The sequence below is a fragment of the Streptomyces sp. NPDC093149 genome (genome assembly GCF_044754145.1).
Lineage (GTDB): Bacteria > Actinomycetota > Actinomycetes > Streptomycetales > Streptomycetaceae > Streptomyces.
This window is the reverse complement of the sequence record NZ_JBIVON010000003.1, coordinates 512988-534554: the sequence shown is the minus strand read 5'-3', so window position 1 is coordinate 534554 and position 21567 is coordinate 512988. Positions and strand designations below refer to the sequence as shown.

Sequence of the window (21567 nt, the reverse complement as noted above, 5' to 3'; positions counted from 1 at the left end):
AGCAAGCGCAGAAGGCTCAGGCCGAAGACCCTTCGGTCTGAGCCTTCTTGAGCCCTGACTGTTTCCCGGCCGGCGGGCCGGTCAGCCGCTGCATCCCTTCGCGCTCTCCAAGCTGATCGACCATCGCGGCGTCCCCCAAGAACTGCCGGCCGCACCGCAGCAATCCGAAAGCAGACCCCGGGACGTCCGCCTCCGTCGCCACCCCTGTCTGCCACCGCGCCCTCACATCCCGTTTCGCATCCGAGCTCGGTGGTCCCCGGAACCAGCATGCCTCCGGGGACCACACACGGTCATTAACAGGGTGGATTCCATGGTGAATTGACGACAGTTGAATACGCGAGCCCACCAGTACCGAGGCCGGGGAGGCTCGCGGAGTTCATGGAAACTGAAGGTTCTTCAGCCCGAACCCGAAGGTGGATTTCCCTGATCCTGATGGGTGGTCCCATGGGTCCGCGGTCAACTCACGGGACGTCTCGGTGGCCCGCTCCAGCAGGGCTCGTGCGGAGTCGGCGTAGCGCAGCGCGGTCTTCTCGTCGAGCCCGAACACCTGGGCGAGGCGGACGGGAACGCGTGGCCCGGCGCCGGGCCGGTGGCCGCATAGCATGGGGCCATGGACGAGATCGGCGGTGTCGAGGTCGTGGCCTTCGCGGACGGCGAGGCGTTCGACGGCTGGTTGGCGGCTCACCACGCACGGCACGACGGCGTGTGGGTCAAGGTCGCCAAGAAGGGCTCCGGGATCGCGTCCGTGACAGCCGACGAACTGGTCGACGCGGGGCTGTGCTGGGGCTGGATCTCGGGTCAGCGCCGGTCGCTCGACGCTTCGTACTACCTGCAGAAGTATGTGCCGCGGCGCCCCAAGAGCCTGTGGTCGCAAGTCAACGTCGACAAGGTCGCCGCGCTGGCGGCCGCGGGCCGGATGCGCGAGCCGGGCTTGGCGGAGGTACGCAAGGCGCAGGCGGACGGACGTTGGGCCGCCGCATACGCGCCGCAGTCGACGGCCACGGTGCCCGACGAACTGGCGGCGGATACCCGGGCGACAAGAGCTTTCGGGGCACTCGACAAGACCGCGAAGTACTTGGTGCTGCTGCCCCTGCTCCAAGCCCGAACTCCCGAGGGGCGCCAAGCCGCAGTGGAGCGCGCGGTGCGAGCGTTGGCCGCCGACGGGTAGGCGCGGCGTCAAAGGATCAGGCCGCTCAGTCGGTTCCGCCAGCGACGTCGAGGGGAACCCACGGCGTCTTCGGCAGGCAGGCAGGCAGGCATGAAAGTGCGGTGGGTCCGTTGCCGCTGAATCGGCAGGTCCTTTACCACTGGGCTCACTCGGCGCGCTGTCCGACACGGAGGACGCTCAGATAACGGCGTGATGCCCGGTCGCCCATCCGCGTGCGGATGCGCTCGGCGACGGCGTCGAGCAGGGGCTCGCGGACGTCGCGGTCGAGCCTCCGGTACAGCGACAACGAGCGAAGGTGATCGGCAAAGCCGTCCCCGTGGAACCACTGAACGGTCGGGCACCAGCGAACGATCGTTGGGCCGAACAATCCTCCGGGACCGCCGACCGGGCCCCAGCCCTCGTCGGTGGTACGCACGTGGTCCTCCAGGGGAGGATGACCCCAGTCGGGGTTCCCGGGGCAGAACCGCTCGTGGAGATCGGCGGTCTCGGCGTACACCTCCGGCTCTCCCGGTCGGCGGACAACGACGTTGTCGAGCAGCGCCATCCATCCTCCGGGACACAGCACGTCGTACGCTCGTTGCCGGCCGATCGACGGGTCGACCCAGTGCCACGACGACGCAGCCACGAGGACATCGAAGCGTCCACCGCGGTCGTCCCACTCCTCGAACGTCGACGTCTCGACTTCGACGTTGCCGAAGCCGGCCATCCGTTGGCGAGCGAGGACGGCCATTTCTTCGCCCGGCTCGATGGCGGTCACTGAGCATCCGAGCGCTGCCAGCGAGCGCGTGGCCTGGCCGGTACCGCAGCCCACCTCCAGCACCGACGACCTTTCGTCCATGCCGGTGACGGTGACAAGGTCCGCGAACAGCTTGTCGGGGTATCCCGGCCGGACCCGGTCGTAGAGTTCCGGCACCTCGTTGAACACCCGACCGAGGTCATGGCGATTCGGGCGCGTCTTCGGGTGATCTGTCACGAGCGCACAAACTATGAGGCTCGTCCACGGGGACGCCACTGGTTTGACGGCAGCTCCTCGACAGCAGCCGTGTCGCTCTTCTCTGTCTGCTCCGCCGGCATCGTTCGGTCGGGATCCCCTCACGGGCAGCCGTCAAGAGCGCCCGCTCTCCATTCCGACCGCATCTCGGCGGACTCCGCTGTGGTCGTCGAGCAGGTTCTGGACGGTGGTCGCGTAGCGGCTCGCGGCGGTGCGGGACCAGCCCCGACATCTCCCCGCGCTGATCACCACGCCACGTTCGGCGAGCATCCGCTGGAGTTCGCCGGCCTTCCGGATGTCGCGGTTGGCGGCCGCCGGACGAAGGTTCCACTTCACTGGGCCGGTCCGTGCCATCGGTCGGTGGCGCGCTGCCGTCCGGCGGCCCAGGTGTCTTCGACATGGGTGCCGCGGACGTGCAAAGGCGGAGTCGGGTATTGGGACTGGCTGAACGACTGCGGCCCGGAGTGCATATGGCTGAGCCTGACGTCAGTGCCGCTTCTGCGAGGGCCAGTCAGACCTGTTCGAAGTGGAATTCCTTGATGAAGCAGTCGCGGGGCTGGGCGACTGCGAAGAGGATGCAGTCCACGAGCGACTGCGCGGTGAGCGGGTCCTTGGAGTCGCGCGGGGTGGTCTCCCACTCCGCGGAGAGCGGGTCGGCGTTGTCGAAGTCGGGCGGGTAGAGCGATATCACTCGGACTCCTTGGGGCCGCAGGCGCTTGGAGAGGATCTCGGTGAATCCGGCCTGGGCGCTCTTGGCCGCGTAGAAGGCATCGTGCGCGTCCGAGCGATGATGGCCGGCGGTTCCGCAGGCGGAGACCATCGTCACCACATCCGGCTTGTCCGAGTTGAGAAGGAGAGGGAGGAAGTGCTTCACGGTCAGGACAGTGCCGGTGGCACCGGACGCGATGGTGTCGATGATGTCGGTGTCGGAGGCTGACTGGAGATCCGGGCCATGGAGGTAGCGGGAACCGTTGTTGATCAGGATGTCGACGCGGTCGGTGTGATGGGCAACGCTGGACGCAAAGTCGCTGATCGAGGCGGGGTCCGTCAGATCGCAGACAAAGGCGTGGACCCGCTCATGACCGCGATCGCGAATCTCGTCACGGACGCGTTCGGCGGCAGCGAGACTGCGTGCGGAGAGGAAGACTTCGGCACCGAGGTCCGCGAGCCGGATCGCCAGAGTCCGCCCGAAGTCGCGGCCGGCAGCGGTAATGACAACGCGGTGGTTGTCGAATTTCACTGTTGCACTCCTCATTTGCGGGCCGATTGTGGGGGGTTCGCCGGGGTAAGCCGAGAAGCCGCCAGTAGTTGATCTCGGGGTTCGACGATCGTCGGCCGTCACCCGTTCAACCCAGTGTCGTTGGTGGCGATGTTAACTGTCGTCTCGCCCGGAGTGGGTTGTGACCTCGATCGAGCGGACCACGTATCCGCGGTTCGAGCGGCTGATCACCGCGCATGAGCATGAGCTGCATCCGTTCTCCGCGCCGCCCCGGGAGGAGGCGGCGTGGGCGCAGTTCGTCCGCAAGCACTTCGAGGCGATGGTCTTCACCTGTCTCGCCTTCTTACGCGGCCAGTTGGAGGACCGACTGCGGGCCGCCGCCGGCGGCGGACGCCGGTTGCAGCGCCTTCCAACTGTTGAGGCCGTCCGTGTGGAACGGTGTGCCCCGGAGCGGGCATCGGCCCCGGGGACACCATGAGGAGGGACCGGTCACGCCTTGGACTTCTCCGGGTCGGCCGAGGCCGACGCCGCCAGAATGGGGGCGAGCCGGGCGGGGCGACGCGTGGTTCCCAGGTGCCAGAGGAGGGTGAGGGCGGTGATACCGGCGGCCACCGGCCCGAGTTCGGCCGGGGCAAGTCCGAACCATTCTTGTGCCAGCCCACCGAGGCCGCCGCCGAGGGCGACGCCGATGTAGAGCGCGGAGGCGTTGAGGCCGAGCAGGACTGGTGCGGCGGCAGGGCTGAGGGCGATGAGCCGGTGCTGCTGGGGGACGACGATGACGCCGCCGGTCACACCCCAGACTGCCGCCCAGACCAGGGTGGGGACGAGGGCGCGAGTCGCCAGCGGGGTCAGGGCCAGTGCGAGAGTCGCGAGGACGAGGGTGCCGGCGAGGACGCGTGTGGAGTCGTGACGGTCGACCAGGCGTCCGGCGATGATGTTCCCGGCCAGGGTGCCGACGCCCCAGACCAGCAGGATCAGGGTCAGGAGCGACTCGTTGCCGCCGGTGGCCTCCCGCAGAGCCGGGGCGATGTAGGTGTAGAGGGTGTAGACGCCGAGGAAGGCGAGGGAGGTGACCGCCAGCAGGGCCAGTATGCGGCCTTGCTTGAGTGGACGAAGGCGGTCGGACAGCGCGGCGGCGGGGAGCATCACCCTGGGGAGGCCCACGGCGATGCCGACGGCCGCCAGCAGGCCGATCCCGGCGACGGCCCACAGGGTGATGTGCCAGTCGGTACGGCCGATCAGCGTGCCGAGAGGCAGACCCAGCGCGGTCGCCGACGTCAGGCCGCCCAATACGAAGGCCAGGGCCCGGCCGCGGCGTTCCGGCGGAGCGATGGCCGCCGCGGTGCTGGAGGCGGCGGAGGTGATGATGCCCGCTCCCGCGGCGGTGACGATGCGGGCGGCCATCACCACCTCGTAGCTGGTACCCAACGCGGTGACGGCATTGCCGATCACGAACACACTGAAGGCGATCAGCAACGCCGACCGTCGATCCAGGCCGCCGGTGAGGGCCCCCATCACCGGCGCCGACAACGCCATCGTCAGGGCGAAGACCGTCACCAACTGACCGGCCGCCGGGGTGGACACTCCCAGGTCGGCAGCGATGGAGGGGAGAAGGCCCGCGATGACATAGCCGTCGGTGCCGACGGCGAACGTCGCCAGGGCCAGGGGAAGGAGTCGTTTCAACAAGGATCGTTCCGCCTTTCCGGAGTGCCGCGTGGGTAGGTGATCGGCACTGTAAGCAATACATGGATACTTGTCCATGAATCAATGAATGGGTAGGCTCCGGTCTTGACACAGATGGAGGGAAGCGATGCGTGAGGTTTCTCAACCGGCGACCGAGGCGATCCGGATGGTGGAGGTGCTACGTGCGCTGGCCGATCCGGTGCGACTGGAGATCATCCAACGGCTCGCCATGACCGGCGAGGAGAGCTGCAACGCCATCGGCGGCGACTTGGACGTTCACCAGACGACGCTGTCCCACCACTACCGGGTGCTGCGCGAAGCGGGAATCACCTGGACCACCGTCAAGGGCCGATCCCGGCTGGTGCGGCTTCGCCGCGACGACCTGGACACGTTGTTCCCCGGCCTGCTCGACTCCGTACTGAACGGAGCTCGCAACACGCACCCAGCCGTAGAAGACTGAAACCAGCCCCGACGTCGCGGCGGCTCGACGAACTCTTCCACTCGACCCGCGAGGGAAAAGGGGAGTGGCGCCATCAGGCAGCCGGATCCGCTCTGTTGCTCGTCATAAGCCGTCACCCCCGACAAGCAGTTGTCGGTAATCACCGCTGCAATCTGTGACGTCCCCCTTTCCGATCGCAGCAGATGCCGGATCTACCGCCTCTGTCCGCCCCTCCCTCGCCGTACACCGTGGCAGCCGAGCGGTACCTCGCCGACGCGGGCGTCGCGAAGCCCTCCGCACGGATCCACCGGATCTCACTGACGACGTGGGGGATGCTCGTCGGCGAACCGGCGCCGACCGGACCCACCCGCCGGGGCGCGAAGCCGCCCGTCTCCCCCGTCACCGCGATCGACGACCCGGCACTGCCGGAGGTCCTGGCCGAACTGGCGGCAGGGCAGGCAGACGAGATGGACGCCGACACCGCCTCGTGCACGCGGGCGCCCGCTTCGAGAACGGCGTCCTGGACGAGCGCGCCGACATGACGGCATGACCGCACCGCCCCACCGAGCGCGCCGACATGCCGACCTGACCACATCGTCCGGCCGAGCTCAGCCTGGCACGGCTGGAGATCCGCCCCTCCGGCCCGCGGCCCCCTCGCGCCTGCCGATCAAACGGCTCACCGATCACTTATCAACGTGACGAATCGGCCAAAAGTCTCGTCCCCTGCGCGACTGTCGCCGAGCTCCGCGCACAGCGCAGGGAACTCGGCCCACGCCTCCCCCGCGACAGCCCACCGCGTAAAGCTGCTCCGCCCGTCGTGGATGCGCACCTCGTCAACCCACTGGTCGAGGCCGTCACCCATCGAGTAGACGAAGAAGTGCGCGTCCTCCATGGCCGGTGCCAGGAGGTCGATGAGCTGGTGCAGGTTGCGTATGTCGATGTAGCAGACGTCCGACAGCATCTCCAGGCAGAGGTAGTCAGCCTCCGGTGGGCCCAGGTCGAAGTTCCATCCTCTCCCATGGGCCTTCTGGTTGAGCAGATGGACCGGCCAGGTCTGCCTGGGCATCTCGGCCGTCACCAGTGCCAGCGTTTCCTCGGCCAAAGACCGCCACCCCGGACGTATTCGAACAAAGGCCGTGGACAGGTCGGGCCACGGCGACACTTGAGGGAAACGCAACCGGAACCGCCCGTACCAACGGTCATCGCGCCTGGTGACGAACGTCCCGGACGGCTCGACCGGATGAGGCTCTCTCATGGGCTGAGCATAGGAGACACCGCCGTCGGACCCCTGAAGTCCCGCGTCCCGTCGGCAAGCCCTTCCGAGCCGGCAGGCCAGGCTCGGCACAAGGCTTTCATCAGGACTCAGCGAGACACCGCCACCTCACACATCACCTGACCCACAGCGCTTGACAATTGTTCCCGCTCTTCCCTTCTCATCGAAGACCGGCCAGAGCGCTGCTCCTGCCCCTTCAGGCACTCGCCCCCAGCGCGGCAGCCTGATCGACTGGACGTCCCGAGATGCTCCGTCCAACTCCGTTGCGCTCCTTCGTCATGCGGATGCGCAATGAGCAACGGTCGGGCCGGGCAGGTGATGTGTACAGCAGCGGCGTGCCGCACCGCAGTCCGGCCAACGCCTCTATGCCGTCCGGTCCGCCACCTGCCGCCCGGGTCCACTCGGCCCGGGGATCGCGGCGGCCACGCCGGCCGGGGCCGTCGACTCCCGTACGACCAGTCTCGGCCGGATGAGCAGCGACCGCCCCGCCACCGGTGCCGAGTCGATCCGCGCCCGCAACTGCTGGAACGTCTCGGCGGCCATCTCCGGCAGCGGCTGGCGGACCGTCGTCAGCGGAGGCTCGAAGAGGTCGGCGAGGAGGATGTCGTCGAAGCCGACCACGGAGACGTCCTGCCCCGCGCTGCGTCCGGCGTCCTTGGCGCCCCGGCAGATCCCGATCGCGCACATGTCGTTGATGGCGACGAACGCGGTGGGCGGGCGCGGTCCGCCGAGGAGTTCCCTGGCCGCGTTCCGCCCGAGTTCGGCAGCGTCCTTGTCACCGAACTCGGCGGTGTCGGCGCCGGGCCAGACGATCGCGTCGGCCGGGTCGAGACCGGCCGACTCCAGAGCGGCCCGGAAGCCGCGCAGGCGCTCGCGCCGGTTCACGCTGTTGACCGAGCCGGAGACGAACGCCAGTCGGCGGTGCCCGAGTTCGATCAGGTGACGGGTGGCGAGTTCGGCCCCCATCGCGTTGTCGACGCTGATGGAGGCCAGTGACGGCGGATCGCCCGCCTGCGCGGTGCGGTCGAAGGCGACCATCTTCAGACCGCGGCTGAGCAGCGGTGTCACATGGTCGAGCGACGGGAGCGAGGAGCAGAGCACCACTCCGCTGACCCCGTCGGCGAGCAGTTCCTCCCCGTACTTGAGCTCGCGGGCCGGATCGCGCTCACTGTTGCAGAGCAGTACGTGATAGCCCTCGGCGAGCGCGATGGCCTCCAGCTCGCGGGCGAGCGCCCCCCAGAAGGGGTTGGCGACGGACGGCACGATGAGACCGATGACCTTGATACGGCCGGTGCGCAGCATCCGGGCCGCGCGGTTGGGCCGGTAGCCGAGCTGCTCGATCACCTGCTCCACGCGGGCCAGCGTGGCCGCCTGCATACGGTCCGTACGCCCGTTGAGGACGTTGGAGACCGTGCTCGCGGAGACCCCTGCGGCCTCCGCGACCTGATGGATCGTTACCCCGCTCATGCCACCTCCGGTTCGGAACGCAACTGACCCTATCAGTGTATCGATTTACTGAACTCTGTTCACCGGTACACCCGTTAACATCCCTGAAAATTCATGTGCATCAGCTGTTGACGTCCCTCTCGTGGCGTTCCTAGCATCACTGCATCGATTTACCAGCGCTTCCCAGCCATGGCCGGGTTGCCATCGCTGGATCGATCCACAGCCTCCACCTCAAAAGGGGTGTCCCATGGAACTCAAAAGACGGTCGTTGCTCGCTGCCATCGGTGCCGGCACCGCTGTCGCCGCTCTCGGCGGATGCGGCACCGGCACTTCGGCGGCCGGCTCCGCAGACGGTCCCGCCGAAGGTGAGATCACACTGCTCACCCCGATCTACGAAGGCGCCGACGGCAAGACGCTGTTGGAGAAGGAGATACTCGGCGGCTTCCGGAAGAAGTATCCGGACGTCAAGGTCAACGTGGACTACACCACGTACGCGCAGCTCAACGAGAAGATCACCACCGGGCTGGCCGGTGGTCTGCTGCCCGACGTGCTGATGATGGGTGTGGGCTGGATCCCGCCGTTCGCGGCGAAGAAGGCCATCGCCGAGCTGCCCGAGAAGTTCGCCACCGCGCACGACTACGAGAAGCGGGTCCTGGAGCCGTCCCGGTACGACGGCAAGCTGTACGCGCTGCCGGTCGTCCTCGACACCCGCATCGTCGTCTACCGCAAGGACCACTTCGCCGAGGCCGGCATCAAGAAGACGCCCGCGAACTGGGCCGAACTGCGCGCCGTGGCGAAGCAGCTGACCAAGGACGGCCGGATCGGGTTCGACCCGTTCTCCATAGATCTGCGCCAGTGCTGGGAGACCTTCCTCTTCGCCAACGGCGGCCAGCTGTTCAGCTCGGACGGCAGGAAGGTGCTGTTCACCGATGCCCGCGGCGTCGAGGCGCTGCAGTTCTTCAAGGATCTGATCAAGGACGGCTCCGCCGACTACACGAAGAAGACGGACGCCGGTGCGCCGTCCAATGTGCAGACCGGCAGAGCGTCGATGATGATGACCACCAGCGCCCTGTGGAAGCAGGTCGGGGACCAGTCCCCGGATCTGCTGAAGGACGACAGGCTCGGTGCGTTCATCCTCGCCAACCGCAAGCCCGCGATGCTTCAGGGCGGCACCCTCGTCACCCAGTCCGCCAGTACCAAGCACCCGGCGGCGGCGCGTGCGCTCGTCGAGTACCTCGCGACGCCCGAGTCCATCCTCGGTGCGGCCAAGCAGCGTGGTTCGGTGCCCGGACTGAAGGATCTGAGCGACACCAGCTATGTGAAGGAGAACAAGTTCGTCGATCTCTCCCTGCAGAGCATGGGCGATGCCTGTTCCGAGGGCGGCACCGCCGCCTGGATGGAGATCCGCGAGAAGATCAAGCCCACTCTGGAGCCCGCGATCGTCGGCAGCCAGTCCGCGAAGGACGCCATCGCGGAACTCGGCCGGCTCGCCGAGGCCGCCATCGGCCGGATGTAAGGACCCGTCACTGTGGGAGCGACATCCGTACTGAAGGCGCGGCCCGCGCGGCCCCCTTCCCCGACCGCGCACCACACGGTCGCGAAGAAGCACTCCGGCCGGGCGCCCGCCGGTCCAGGCCGTCGCAGGCAACGCGCCGGCATGCTGATGGTGGCGCCCGCGCTGCTGCACGCCTCGCTCTGGATCGGACTGCCGGTCGTCGCGTCGGTCGTCCTGGCCTTCACGAAGTACGACGTGCTGACGGCGCCGCAGTTCGTGGGCCTGGACAACTTCCGGGACATGATGGACGACGCGGTCTTCCGCAAGTCCGTCGTCAACACCGTCATCTACACCTTCTTCACCGTGCCGTTCGGCATGATGCTGGGGCTGCTCGTGGCCCTGGCCCTGCACACCGGCCTGAAAGCGCGTGGGATCTTCCGTACCGCGGTCTTCCTGCCGCAGGTGACGGCGACCGTCGCGATCGCACTGGTCTGGCTGTGGATATACAACCCGGGCAACGGGCTGCTGAACACACTGCTGTCGTTCCTCGGGATCGACGGACCGGCCTGGCTGTCGTCGACCTCGTGGGCGATGCCGTCGGTGATCCTGGTCGGTGTCTGGCAGGGCATCGGCATGAAGATGCTCATCTACCTGGCCGCGCTCCAGTCCCTGCCGAAGGAGCTGTACGAGGCCGCTTCGGTGGACGGAGCGTCCAAGGTGCGGCAGTTCTTCTCGATCACCCTGCCGTTGCTGAAGCCCGCGACGTTCTTCGTGCTCATCACATCGATGATCAGCGCGTTCCAGTCCTTCGACCAGATCTACATCCTGACCGACGGCGGCCCGGCCAACAGCACCACGATGATGACGTACGAGATCTACAAGTCCGCCTTCCGGGAGTTCCGTGTCGGCTACGCCTGCGCGCAGTCACTGGTGCTGTTCGTGCTGCTGATGGGCTTCACCCTGGTGAACCGGCGGATCATGGGAGGCACCCGTGGCCACAACTGAGCTGCACGCACCGGGGGCCGTGAAGAAGTCCCGGCCGGGGAGGAACGGCAAGCCGCTCACCGTCGGCCGGATCGGGCTCTACGCGACCCTCACCGTCGTCTCGCTGCTGATGGTGGTGCCGTTCGTCTGGATGGTGCTCACCTCGCTCAAGACACCGGTGGAGATCGCCTCCCAGGACGCCGGACTACTGCCGGAACACTGGGAGTTCGGGAACTACATCGACGCGCTGAAGGCGGCCCCGTTCGCGACGTACGCGCGCAACAGTTTCATCATCGCCTTCAGTCACACCCTCATCAACGTGGTCGTGGCGTCGATGGCCGGGTACGCGCTGGCGCGGATCAGGTTCAGGGGCAGCGAGGTCATCTTCTACCTCTTCATCGCCGCGCTGATGATCCCCACGTACACCAAGGTGCTGCCGGAGTTCCTGATCGTCCGCTTCATGCCGCTGGCCGGCGGGAACGACCTCTTCGGCCAGGGCGGCAGCGGCTGGCTGGACTCCTGGTGGGCGCTCATCGTTCCCGGCGCCGTCACCCCGTTCGCGGTCTTCCTCTTCCGCCAGTTCTATCTGGACCTCCCGGTGGAACTGGAGGAGGCGGCCAGGCTCGACGGTCTGGGCGAGTTCCGGATCTACGCCCGGATCATGACGCCGCAGGTCAAGCCCGCGCTCACCACCGTGGCGCTGCTGACCTTCGAGTCGTCGTGGAACAACTTCCTCTGGCCGCTGCTGGTGACCCGCACGGACAGCCTGCGGGTGATCCAGGTGGGACTCTCCGTCTTCAAGACGGAGAACGGCCCCCAGTGGCACTTCCTGATGGCCGGCACCACGCTGGCCACCCTGCCCATGGTCATTCTCTTCCTCATCGGCCAGCGCTACTTCGTGCAGGGCTTCGCGACCGCCGGTCTCAAGTGACCTGCTCCGTCCTCACGTGACCGCTCCGATCTCAAGGGACCGTTCCGGCCTCAAGTGACCTGCTCCGGTCCCCGTCGACCGGAGCGGGCCCACAGCCACCGGTTCTCGCCCGAACGACTGTTCTTCGAAAGGTACTCACTTCATGTCTGCTGATCTCAACGGCTCCCGCGCGCTGGTGACCGGGGCCGGTCACGGAATCGGCCGCGCCATCGCCGTCGCCCTCGCCGAGGCCGGTGCCGATGTCGCCGTCCACTACCACTCCTCCGCCGACGAGGCCGGGCAGACGGTCTCCGCCATCGAGGCGCTGGGCCGCCGGGCGAAGGCGTTCAGGGCCGATGTCACCGTGACCGGCGATGTGGACCGGCTCGTCGAGGAGGCGACCGGCTTCCTCGGCGGTCTGGACGTCCTGGTCTGCAACGCGGGACATCTGATCGGGCGGGCGACGATCGCCGAGATGTCCGACGACCACTTCGAGCAGGTGCTCTCCACCAATCTGACGTCGGCCTTCCGTACCGTACGGGCCGCTCTGCCGCATCTGACGAAGTCGTCGGCCGGGCGCATCATCACCATGTCCTCGCTGGCCGCGCACAACGGCGGCGGCCCCGGTTCGGTCGCCTACGCGGCTGCCAAGGCGGGTGTCCGCGGCTTCACCAAGGGCCTGGCCAAGGAGCTCGGCCCCACCGGCATCACGGTCAACACCGTGGCGCCCGGCTTCATCAAGGGCACCGCGTTCCACGACACGTTCACGGCGCCCGAGGCGCAGCAGGCGATGGAGGCGGGCATCCCGGTCGGCCGTGCCGGCACACCCGAGGACGTCGCCGCGGCGGTCGTGCATCTGGCCTCGCCGTCGTCCGGCTTCCTCACCGCCACCACGGTGGACATCGACGGTGGCGTGTGGCCGCGTTGAGGCGGATCCCCCGGGAGCGGGGCGGCTGGTGGCACGCGTTCGTCTGCCCGGCGCACGGTGTGGAGCTCGACCACGGTGATCTGCTCGCCGGGGTGTTCCCGGCCGGCGGTGCGCGCTGCGCGTACGGCTGCCGGGTGGACGACGAGGCGGTGCGCGGTGCCTGGCTGGTGCTGTCGCACCAGGCGTGGGCGCGGCACCTGAGGGTCCTCGCCCACCGGGGCGAGCGCGCCCAGGCGGTGGAGCGGCTCGTCGAGTACGCCGGTCTGTACGCGGAGCTGGCCACGGAACGGCATGGCGAGGCGCAGTCCTGGATGCTGCGCGGCCGCCTCTTCCACCAGGCGCTGACCGACGCCATCTGGGCCGTCACCATCGGGCACACCGTGATCACACTCGCCGAGGAGCCCACGGAGCACCTCTCAGCGGTGCTGCCGCTCCTGGACGACCTGGAGCGGGCGGCGCTCGACGCCCGGGACGTACTGACCGGTCAGGGGCATCTCGCGTCCAACTACACCGCGTGGCTCAACGCCGCCGGAGTGGCGGCGAGCCGGGGCGCCGCCGCGGTCCGCGGCCTGGAGTGGGACGGCGCCGAGCGCTGGCTGGACGGCGGGCACGGGCTGTACGCGCATCTGCGGGTGGCCGTCGCCGACGACGGCTGGGAGTGGGAGGGCAGCACCTATTACCACGGGTTCGTGCTGCGCGCCGCCCTGCTCGCGCTGCGCGGCACGGACCCCGCGGCCGTGCCGTCCGATGTGGTGGACGTACTGGCCGGGATGACCGACGTACTGGCCGCGATCGCGACGCCGGGCGGCATTCTGCCCGCGCTGCACGACGGCCCGTATCTGCGCGCTCCGCTCGCTCTGGAGTGGCTGGAACTGGTGGCACTGGCGCAGCAGTTGGTGCCTTCTCCGGCCCTGGACGCGGTGGCCGGGCGGGCTCGCGACGAGCTCGGCGCGCACGACGACGGGCTCGACCGCGAACTGGGCGGCTGGTTCGCCGGCCCACCGCTGCCGAGGCGTCCGGCACCCGGCCCGGTCACCGTTTTCCCCACGGCCGGATACGCGGTGCTGCGCCACGCGGGCGTCCACGCACTGCTGGACTTCGGTCCGCACGGCGGGTCGCACGGGCACCGCGACAAACTGTCGCTGTATCTGTACGGGGACACGACCCCGTGGCAGCCCGACCCCGGTCAAGTTCCCTACGCGCACGCCGAGTTCCGTGATCTGTACGCGTCGACCGAGGCGCACCCCGCCTTCCAGGTGGACGGCGCCGAACAGGCCGAGTGCACCGGTCAGTTGCTCGGATCGGACGGTTCGTCCGTCACCGCCGGGGTGACCACGGCGTACGAGGGTGTGCGTGCGGTACGGCGGGTCGCGCTCGGCGACGGCTATCTGGTCGATCTGCTGACCGTGACGGCCGAGGACGAACGGCACGTCACCGCGCAGTTGCGTCCCGGCGTCGCGCTGGACATCCAGCTCCAGGGCACGGGCCCGGTGCGCACCACCTGGTACGGCGACGAGACCCTGCACGGCTGGCACACCCACACGCCGGGGCGGACCGTGCGCCCGGTCGCCCGGCCCGGCCCCGGTCCGGCCGACGATCCGCAGCGCGTGCGCACCCGGGTCGACTTCACCGCGCAGTCGGACCGGATCACCTTCGCCTCGGTGTACCAGGCGGCCTCGGCGGGCCCCGCCGTGACCGACGTACAGCTGGACGGTGACGGAGTACTGACGGTCACGCTGGCCGACGGCGGCGCCGCACGATTCCGGACGGAGGACTGACCCTTGTTGCTCTCGGCGACCCCGCCGCCCGGGCCGCGCCCCGCACAGCAGGCGCGGCTGTACGAGGAGGCCGCCCGCCACCGCGGGCTGACCCCGCCCCGCACGCACCCCCTGGCCAGCATCACCTGGCTGGGCCCCGCCGCCTCCAACCCGGCGCTGGCCCACCGGGTCGGCGGGGACCCGGCCCATCTGGCGGAGAGCCGGCGCTGGATCGAGGCCGCGGTGCGGCTGCCGCACTGGGGCAAGGCCCATATGCCGGACCACGACCTGGACGCGGGCTGGCTGCTGCACCATCTGTCGCTCGCCTACCGGTGGATCGGCGACGCCCTCCCGGACGGGGCGCGGGCGCTGCTGCGGTACAAGCTGCTGCTCCAGGGGCGGCGGATGTACGAGTACGCGGTGGCGAGCGAGGGCGGCTGGTGGTCGTCCTCGTACTGGCAGAACCACAACTGGATCTGTTACGCGGGCCTGGCCACGGCCGGCTACGTGCTGGACAAGGAGGAGTGGACCGAGCGCGCCAAGGACAACCTCGGCACGGTCCTCGACCTGATGCCCGAGGACGGTTCGCACGCCGAGGGTGTCGTGTACTGGCGCTACGGAGTGCCCTTCCTCGCCATCCATCTGGATCTCCTCCAGGAGGCGGAGGGCATCGACTGGTGGGGGCGGGGCGGCTTCCTCTCCCGCACGTTCCGCTACCGGTTGCACCAGATGGCGCCCGGCTTCGCGTTCAACGTCGACCACGGCGACTGCCACGACCGGCGCAGCGGGCACAGTGCCGCCCTGTACTACCGTCTCGCCTCCCAGTACGGCATCCCGGAAGCCCAGTGGATGGGTGATCTCGCCTCGGGTGAACTGCTGTGGCAGGAGGCCGCGGAGAGCGGGGTGCGGCCGGGGATCCTGCCGGAGGCGTATCTCGAACACCTCTGGTACGACCCGTCCGTGCCGCGTGCCCGCCCCACGGAGACCAGGGCGTTCTTCCCGGATCTCGGACTGCTGGCGGCCCGTACCGGATGGGACGACGACGCCACGCTCGTCTCGTTCAAGGCGAGCCCCGGCGGCGGTCACAAGGCGTGGGAGACATCGGCGAAGCATCGGGCCGAGCGCGGCTGGGAAACCCTCGACCAGGGGCATCATCACCCCGATTCGGGCTCGTTCGTCCTCGTCTCGCAGGGTGCTTTCCTCGCGGTCGACGAGGGCTACAGCAACCGCAAGCGCGCCGCGCATCACAATCTGCTGCTGGTGGACGGACAGGGGTACGCGGACGAGGACCGCTACCACGTCTACAAGGACATCCCGTACGAGCGGCAGGCCCGGCAGCGAGATGTGCTCGCCGCCCCCGACTGCGGCTGGGCGCATGCCACGGCGGAGATCGCCGCGATGTACGACCCCGGGCTCGGGGTGCGGCGGCTGGACCGGACGCTGGTGTTCACGCCGTCGGGTCGGCTCGTCCTGCTGGACCTGGCGGAGGCGGACACGGAACGGGAGTGGACGTTTCTGCTCCAGACCGACCGGCCGACCGAGCCGCAGCCGGACGGCAGCCGGCTGATCCGGTCCGGGGCGGCCTCGGCTCTGGTGCGGCGGTTCGCGCCGCTCGACGCCTCGGTCGTCTCCGAGGTCACGGAGGTCGAGGCCAATCCGACGTCCAGCACGCCGGAGCTGCGCCTCACCCGCACGCTGCACACACTGCGTGCGACGACCGCGCGGTCCGCGCACGGTCTCTTCCTCACGGCGATCGTCCCGGGCGCCGAACCCGCCCTGGCGGAACGGATCGTGTGTGCGCAGGGCCAGGGCGTGGCCTTCGACGAGGAGACCGTGCTCCTCTCCCCCGTCGCCCGTCGCATCCGCACCGCCGCCGTCTCGGCCGACGCGGCGGCGGTGCTGCTCGGCGGCGACGGCCCGTATGTGGTGGCGGCCACCCGGCTGGAGCTGGGCGGCCGCGTGCTGCTCGATGTCCCGGAGCCGTACACAGGAAAGGTCGGCCGATGATGCAGGCAACCCTCTCGTCCGGTTGGCCGACGCTGCTGCGACGCCTGGAGTTCGTGGCCTACCCGGCCGCCGCCGGGGCCGCGTTCACCGTGCTGTCGCTCGGTGTCGTGACCTGGCTGCCCGCGCTCGCCGCGATGGGGCACGCCCTGCAGCGGTGGCGGGCGGAGGGTGACAGCCGTTGCTTCACCAACGCGTTCGGCGCCTTCCCGCAGTACTGGCGGGCCCTGTGGCGGCACTGCCTGGCGTCCACCGCGGCGGGGGTCGTCCTGATCGCCAATATCGTCCATCTGCTGGGCCGTTCGGAGCCGTGGACGTTCGTGCTGCTCGCCGCACAGGTGGGTATCGCGGCCGCTCTGGTCATCCATCATGTGGCGCTCGCGGCCGAGGCGGGCCGGTCGCCGCACGGGACGGCGCGCACCTGGTCGCGCGGCGCGCTGGCCCTCGGCTTCGGGTCCGCGGCCCGTGGCACCGCACTGCTCGGCGCGGTGGTCTCCGCCGCGCTGCTCTCTCTCGTCGTGCCGCTGGGTCCCGTGCTCCTCGGTCCCAGCGTCCCCGTACTGCTCGCTCTGTCCTTCGCAGACCCCAGGAGGCACACCCCATGAGCCGTGTACTGCGCACCACTCTCGTCGCCGCGCTCGCCGTCGGCGCCCCACTGGCCTTCCCCCCGGTGTCCGGGGCCGCCGAGGCCGCCACCGCGTACTACGTGTCGCCGTCCGGCAGCGACTCCAACGCCGGTACGTCGGCGAGCGCGCCGCTCGCCACGATCCAGAAAGCGGTCGACCTGGCTCCGGCGGGCTCGGTCGTGAACCTCGCCGCCGGCACGTACAAGCAGGATGTCGTGACCAAGCGCGCCGGAGTCACCGTCACCGGACCGTCGAACGCCGTGGTCAAGGGGGCCGGCGACGCCCGGATCATTCAGGTGCGGCACGACTCGACGACGCTCAGCGGTTTCACCGTGGACGGGCTGCACGGGTCGTCCACCGATGTGTCGGGGTACCGCCTCAAGCTCATCTATGTCATGAGCACAACTCCCGGCAATGGTGTGGGCGGTCTGCGGATCACCGGAATGACGCTGAAGAACGCCGCCGACGAATGCCTGCGGGTGCGCTATCTGGTGACCGGCGCCGACATCTCCGACAACACGATCACCGACTGCGGGGTCAACGACTTCAAGTTCGGCGGCGGCGGCAAGAACGGCGAGGGCATCTACCTCGGCACGGCCCCCGAGCAGCAGGGGGCGAACGGCGCCCCGGACGCGGCCCCCGACATCAGCAAGAACAACCGCATCCACCACAACACCATCGCCACCCAGGGCAATGAGTGCGTCGATGTGAAGGAGAACTCGACCAACAACTACATCGAGTACAACGACTGCAGCGGTCAGAAGGACTCCAGCTCCGGTGGGCTGGACGCACGCGGCAGCGGCAACATCTTCCGCTACAACACCGTTCACGACAACGTCGGCGCGGGCATCAGGCTCGGCGGCGACACCGCGACCGACGGCATCGACACCAGTGTCTACGGCAACACCATCACCGGTAACGGGGGCGGCGGCATCAAGTTCATGCGCACCCCGCAGGGTCCGGTGTGCACCAACACGATGAGCGGCAACACCGGTGGCGACGCGGTCGGCACCTACGGCAGCGAGTACACGCCGACCGGTGCGTGCCCCGAGTGAGCGGCCGGGGACCCGCGAGACGCGGGGTACTGACAGCGGCGGCCGGGCTGGCGGCGGTCGCCGCGACGGCGCCGGGGGCGCAGGCCGCCGAGGCGTCGAACAGTGGCACGCGCCGGCCGCGCTGGACGACGTCCTGGGCGACCGCGCAGACCGCGCCGACCGCCACCGACACGGTGGCGAGCGCCGGTCTGACCGACGGCACGTTCACCGCCGGCGTACGGCTGTCGGCGGGCGGCGCGGTCCGGCTGCGCTACGGGCACGCCTTCGGTACGGTTCCGGTCCTGATCGGCCCTGTGACGGCGGGCGGCCGGCCGGTGACGTTCGGCGGGCGAGCGCACGCGTGGATCGCCGCGGGCGCCTCGCTGACCAGCGACCCGGTGGCCGGCCTGCGCGCCTTCGAGGCGGCACGGCTGACGGTGGAGACGCGGCTCCCCGGCCCCACCGGGCCGCTGTCCTTCCACCGCAACACCCACGCCTCGCACACCGTCGACGGCGTGCGCACCACCTCGGTGTTCCTGCTGACGGGAGTCGAGGTGACGGGCGCGTACGGGCCGGTGGTCGCGGTGCTGGGCGACTCCATAACGGAGGGCGTCGGCACACCGGACGACGCCGATCTGCGCTGGCCCGACCAACTGGCCAGGCGCCTTCCCGGTTCGGCCGTCGCCAATCTCGGCATCAGCGGCAATCGGATCCTGCTGGACGACGCCCGGTTCGGGCCCAGCGGGCAGGCGCGCTTCGACCGCGACGTGCTGTCCCTTCCCGGGCTGCGGACCGTACTCGTCCATCTCGGCGTCAACGACCTCCAGCAGCCGCCGAGCCAGACCGACCCGGCGCGCGTGCTGGCCGGATACCGGCAACTGGTGCTGCGCGCCCGCAACGCCGGACTGCGGGCGGTCGGCGCGACCGTCACGCCGTTCGAGGGCTGGACCCGCTGGACACCGGAACTGGAAGCGGTACGACAGCAGATCAACGCGGCGCTGCGGACCGGGCGGGTCTTCGACGCCGTGGCCGACTTCGACGCGGCACTGCGCGACCCGGACCGTCCGTCCCGGATGCTGCCGTCGTACGACAGCGGCGACGGACTGCATCCCAACCCCGCCGGTCATGCCGCGTTGGCCGCGGCCGTGGACCATCGACACCTTCTGTGAGGGCCGCATCATGAACCCAGGCACCGACACTCCGGGAACCACCCGGCGCACCGTTCTCGCCGGGGCGGCGGCGCTCGGCGCTTCCGCCGCCCTGCCGTTCACACTCGCCGCGGCCACCGCGCACGCGGCTGCCGGCGACACCGCCGTCGATGACGCCGCCGCCCTGCGCACCCGCTGGCACACCCTGCTCACCGGCGGCCCCGGGCTCGACCTGACGGACCCACGGATCGCCGCGGCCGTGGCCAGGATCGGCAAGGCCGCCACCACCTCGGCGAAGGGCCTCGACCCGACGCGTACCGACGGGCTGTTCCCCGATCTGACCAGCACCACGCTCTCGAACCACGTCACGACATCGTTCAAGCGGCTCGCCACCGTCGCGACCGCGTGGGCCGTGCCCGGCACGCCTCAGTACGGGGACACCACACTGCGCGATCTGCTGTCGGCCGGCCTCGACTGGATGCTGACGAATCGCTACGGTCCCGGCCACACCCGGTTCGACAACGACTGGGACTGGGAGATCGGCTCCGCGCTCGCCCTCAACGACGCAGCCGTGCTGCTGTACGACGTGCTCGGGCCGGAGCGGCTGGGCCGGATCACCACGGCCGTACGGCACTACACGCCCGACCCGAACCTCTGGCGGGCCGACCGGCAGATCGCCACCGGCGCCAACCGGGTGTGGATCTCCACCGTCGTCGCCGTCAACGCCGTCCTCACCGGCAACGGCGACGATCTGGCACGCGTCCGTGACGCTCTTTCGGACGTCGAGGGTTCGGGTGCCAACAGCGTCCTCGCCTTCAACGACGTCAGTACGGCGGCGGAGGGCACCGGCGAGGGCTTCTACTCCGACGGATCGTTCCTCCAGCACTACCAGCACCCGTACAACGGCGGATACGGCAAGGAGCTGCTGAACAACCTGTCCCGGCTGCTGAACCTCCTCGCCGGTACGGCATGGACGGTCACCGACCCCGATCTCGACAACGTCCGTTCCTGGGTCGACGACGGTTTCGACCCGCTGCTGGCCCGCGGCGACGTGATGGCGTCGGTGTGCGGGCGCGAGATAGCCCGCCCCAGCAAACAGGGGCACGTCTCGGCGCAGACCGTCATCGAGGCGGTGGTACGGCTGATCCCGAGCTTCCCCGGCGAGACGGCCGACCGGTTCACCGCCCTGGTCAAACAGTGGATCGCCGAGGACACCTACCGGGACTTCCTCGCCGTCACCGACCTCGCCTCGCTCGTCGCCGCCCAGCGGGTCATCGCCTCCCCCGTCCCGGCACGCGGCCCGCTGGTGACGCACAAGCAGCATCCCCGGATGGACAAGGCCGCCCACCACCGGCCGTCCTTCGCACTCGGCATCTCCGCGTACTCGTCCCGGATCTACAACTACGAGTCGATCCAGAACGAGAACCTGCATGCCTGGCACCTCTCCGACGGCATGGTCCTCCTCTACACCGACGACCTCGGGCACTACAGCGAGGACTACTGGCCGACCGTCGACCCGACCCGGCTGCCCGGCACCACCGTCATCGCCGGACGGCCCGCGGACGCGGCGGGTCAGCGCACCACCAGCACGGCCGACTGGGCCGGCGGCACCACGCTGCCGGGCACGACGCTCGGGGCGTACGGCATGGAACTGCGCGCGTACGGCAGTACGCTGCACGGGCTGAAGAGCTGGTTCTGCCTGGACGACGTGATCGCGTGCGTCGGCTCGGGCATCACCTCGGACGCGGGCACGGCAGAGACGGTCGTGGAGAACCGCAAGCTCCGCGACCCGAGGGCGGCCCTCCTCGTCAACGGCACGGCCGCGCCCACGGACACCGGCTGGTCGGACCGGCTCGACCAGGTGCGGTGGCTGCATGTCGCCGGCACCGGCGGCTACGTCTTCCCCGAGCCCGCCACGCTGCACGGTCTGCGCGAGGACCGCACCGCCACCTGGCGCGAGATCAACCTCAAGTACGGCACGGACACCCCGGTCACCCGGCCTTATCTGACGCTGTGGCAGGACCACGGCGCCGCACCGAGCGGGGCCGGCTACTTCTGGCTGCAGGCCCCGGCGGCCTCCGCCGAGCGTACGAAGCAGTGGTCGTCCGCGCCCCCGGTCAAGCCGATCGCACGCTCCACCGCCGTGCATGCGGTACGCCGCTGCGCGGACGGACTGGTCGCCGCGAACTTCTGGACCGCGGGCACGGCGCAGGACCTGACGTCGGACGGCCCCGCCTCGGTGCTCGTACGACCGGACGGAAAGACGGTGGAGGTGTCGCTGTCGGACCCGACGCAACTGCGCTCATCGGTGGTCCTGGACCTGGCACAGCGCGGTCTGACCGTCGTCCGGGCCGACCCGGGCGTGCGCGTCGCCCCCACCACCGACGGCATCAGGATCACCGCCGACACCGCCGGAAGCCACGGCGCCACCCGCAACCTCACCCTGAAGAGGAGCTAGACCC

General features: G+C 69.5%; 21 protein-coding genes. 14 read left to right on the top strand and 7 right to left on the bottom strand.

From position 1 onward, the window contains the following. Nucleotides 1–376 precede the first annotated feature (376 nt). Nucleotides 377–604: a hypothetical protein gene (locus ACIQCZ_RS12915; protein WP_402281926.1), complete on the bottom strand. Its 228-nt coding sequence runs from the start codon at nt 602–604 to the stop codon at nt 377–379. A gap of 6 nt (nt 605–610) precedes the next feature. Between ACIQCZ_RS12915 and ACIQCZ_RS12910 the strand changes: the two genes are divergently transcribed. Continuing rightward, nucleotides 611–1168 carry a YdeI family protein gene (locus tag ACIQCZ_RS12910; RefSeq protein ID WP_402281925.1) on the top strand — a complete coding sequence of 186 codons (558 nt, stop codon included), beginning with the start codon at nt 611–613 and terminating at the stop codon, nt 1166–1168. 145 nt (nt 1169–1313) lie between these two features. Here ACIQCZ_RS12910 and ACIQCZ_RS12905 read toward each other — a convergent pair whose 3' ends face one another. The 3 genes from ACIQCZ_RS12905 to ACIQCZ_RS12895 form a co-directional block, all read right to left on the bottom strand. Next, nucleotides 1314–2264: a class I SAM-dependent methyltransferase gene (locus ACIQCZ_RS12905; protein WP_402281923.1), complete on the bottom strand. Its 951-nt coding sequence runs from the start codon at nt 2262–2264 to the stop codon at nt 1314–1316. A gap of 9 nt (nt 2265–2273) precedes the next feature. Beyond that, on the bottom strand, nt 2274–2495 hold the full coding sequence (locus tag ACIQCZ_RS12900; protein WP_402281921.1) for a hypothetical protein: 222 nt from the start codon (nt 2493–2495) through the stop codon (nt 2274–2276). 175 nt (nt 2496–2670) lie between these two features. After that, nucleotides 2671–3399, bottom strand: coding sequence for an SDR family oxidoreductase (locus ACIQCZ_RS12895; protein ID WP_402281919.1), 729 nt, complete (start codon nt 3397–3399; stop codon nt 2671–2673). A 160-nt stretch (nt 3400–3559) separates the two neighbouring features. Here ACIQCZ_RS12895 and ACIQCZ_RS12890 point away from each other — a divergent pair, with 160 nt between their 5' ends. Next, nucleotides 3560–3856 (top strand): hypothetical protein, encoded by a 297-nt coding sequence (locus ACIQCZ_RS12890; protein WP_402281918.1) that lies wholly within the window; start codon nt 3560–3562, stop codon nt 3854–3856. 11 nt (nt 3857–3867) lie between these two features. Here ACIQCZ_RS12890 and ACIQCZ_RS12885 read toward each other — a convergent pair whose 3' ends face one another. Continuing rightward, on the bottom strand, nt 3868–5064 hold the full coding sequence (locus tag ACIQCZ_RS12885) for an MFS transporter (protein WP_402281917.1): 1197 nt from the start codon (nt 5062–5064) through the stop codon (nt 3868–3870). Nucleotides 5065–5188: 124 nt separating this feature from the next. Here ACIQCZ_RS12885 and ACIQCZ_RS12880 point away from each other — a divergent pair, with 124 nt between their 5' ends. Beyond that, nucleotides 5189–5521, top strand: a complete 333-nt coding sequence (locus tag ACIQCZ_RS12880; RefSeq protein WP_402281916.1) for an ArsR/SmtB family transcription factor — start codon at nt 5189–5191, stop codon at nt 5519–5521. Between the two features lie 182 nt (nt 5522–5703). Further along, nucleotides 5704–6042: a hypothetical protein gene (locus ACIQCZ_RS12875; protein WP_402281915.1), complete on the top strand. Its 339-nt coding sequence runs from the start codon at nt 5704–5706 to the stop codon at nt 6040–6042. Nucleotides 6043–6176: 134 nt separating this feature from the next. Here ACIQCZ_RS12875 and ACIQCZ_RS12870 read toward each other — a convergent pair whose 3' ends face one another. Beyond that, nucleotides 6177–6602: a hypothetical protein gene (locus ACIQCZ_RS12870; RefSeq protein ID WP_402281913.1), complete on the bottom strand. Its 426-nt coding sequence runs from the start codon at nt 6600–6602 to the stop codon at nt 6177–6179. Nucleotides 6603–7136: 534 nt separating this feature from the next. Then, entirely contained in the window at nt 7137–8240 is a 1104-nt protein-coding gene (locus ACIQCZ_RS12865) for a LacI family DNA-binding transcriptional regulator (RefSeq protein WP_402281911.1), read from the bottom strand. Nucleotides 8241–8466: 226 nt separating this feature from the next. Here ACIQCZ_RS12865 and ACIQCZ_RS12860 point away from each other — a divergent pair, with 226 nt between their 5' ends. From ACIQCZ_RS12860 to ACIQCZ_RS12815, 10 genes are all read left to right on the top strand, one after another. Further along, entirely contained in the window at nt 8467–9735 is a 1269-nt protein-coding gene (locus ACIQCZ_RS12860) for an ABC transporter substrate-binding protein (protein WP_402281909.1), read from the top strand. A 12-nt stretch (nt 9736–9747) separates the two neighbouring features. Beyond that, nucleotides 9748–10719, top strand: a complete 972-nt coding sequence (locus ACIQCZ_RS12855; protein ID WP_402281907.1) for a carbohydrate ABC transporter permease — start codon at nt 9748–9750, stop codon at nt 10717–10719. Then, complete coding sequence (locus tag ACIQCZ_RS12850; protein ID WP_402281905.1) at nt 10706–11629, top strand: carbohydrate ABC transporter permease; 924 nt, start codon at nt 10706–10708, stop codon at nt 11627–11629. The genes ACIQCZ_RS12855 and ACIQCZ_RS12850 overlap by 14 nt, the downstream gene beginning before the upstream one ends. 142 nt (nt 11630–11771) lie before the next feature. Continuing rightward, nucleotides 11772–12536 (top strand): SDR family NAD(P)-dependent oxidoreductase, encoded by a 765-nt coding sequence (locus tag ACIQCZ_RS12845; protein ID WP_402281904.1) that lies wholly within the window; start codon nt 11772–11774, stop codon nt 12534–12536. After that, a complete protein-coding gene (locus tag ACIQCZ_RS12840) occupies nt 12524–14314 on the top strand; it encodes a heparinase II/III family protein (RefSeq protein WP_402281902.1) in 1791 nt (596 codons plus the stop codon). The genes ACIQCZ_RS12845 and ACIQCZ_RS12840 overlap by 13 nt, the downstream gene beginning before the upstream one ends. Before the next feature lie 3 nt (nt 14315–14317). Continuing rightward, complete coding sequence (locus tag ACIQCZ_RS12835) at nt 14318–16300, top strand: hypothetical protein (RefSeq protein WP_402281901.1); 1983 nt, start codon at nt 14318–14320, stop codon at nt 16298–16300. Next, a complete protein-coding gene (locus ACIQCZ_RS12830) occupies nt 16297–16902 on the top strand; it encodes a DUF624 domain-containing protein (RefSeq protein ID WP_402281899.1) in 606 nt (201 codons plus the stop codon). Before ACIQCZ_RS12835 ends, ACIQCZ_RS12830 begins: the two co-directional genes overlap by 4 nt. Then, nucleotides 16899–17978: a DUF1565 domain-containing protein gene (locus tag ACIQCZ_RS12825; protein WP_402281897.1), complete on the top strand. Its 1080-nt coding sequence runs from the start codon at nt 16899–16901 to the stop codon at nt 17976–17978. The genes ACIQCZ_RS12830 and ACIQCZ_RS12825 overlap by 4 nt, the downstream gene beginning before the upstream one ends. Next, a complete protein-coding gene (locus ACIQCZ_RS12820) occupies nt 17975–19126 on the top strand; it encodes an SGNH/GDSL hydrolase family protein (protein ID WP_402281895.1) in 1152 nt (383 codons plus the stop codon). Before ACIQCZ_RS12825 ends, ACIQCZ_RS12820 begins: the two co-directional genes overlap by 4 nt. A 10-nt stretch (nt 19127–19136) precedes the next feature. Then, nucleotides 19137–21563, top strand: coding sequence for a polysaccharide lyase 8 family protein (locus tag ACIQCZ_RS12815; protein ID WP_402281894.1), 2427 nt, complete (start codon nt 19137–19139; stop codon nt 21561–21563). The last annotated feature ends 4 nt before the right edge of the window (nt 21564–21567 follow it).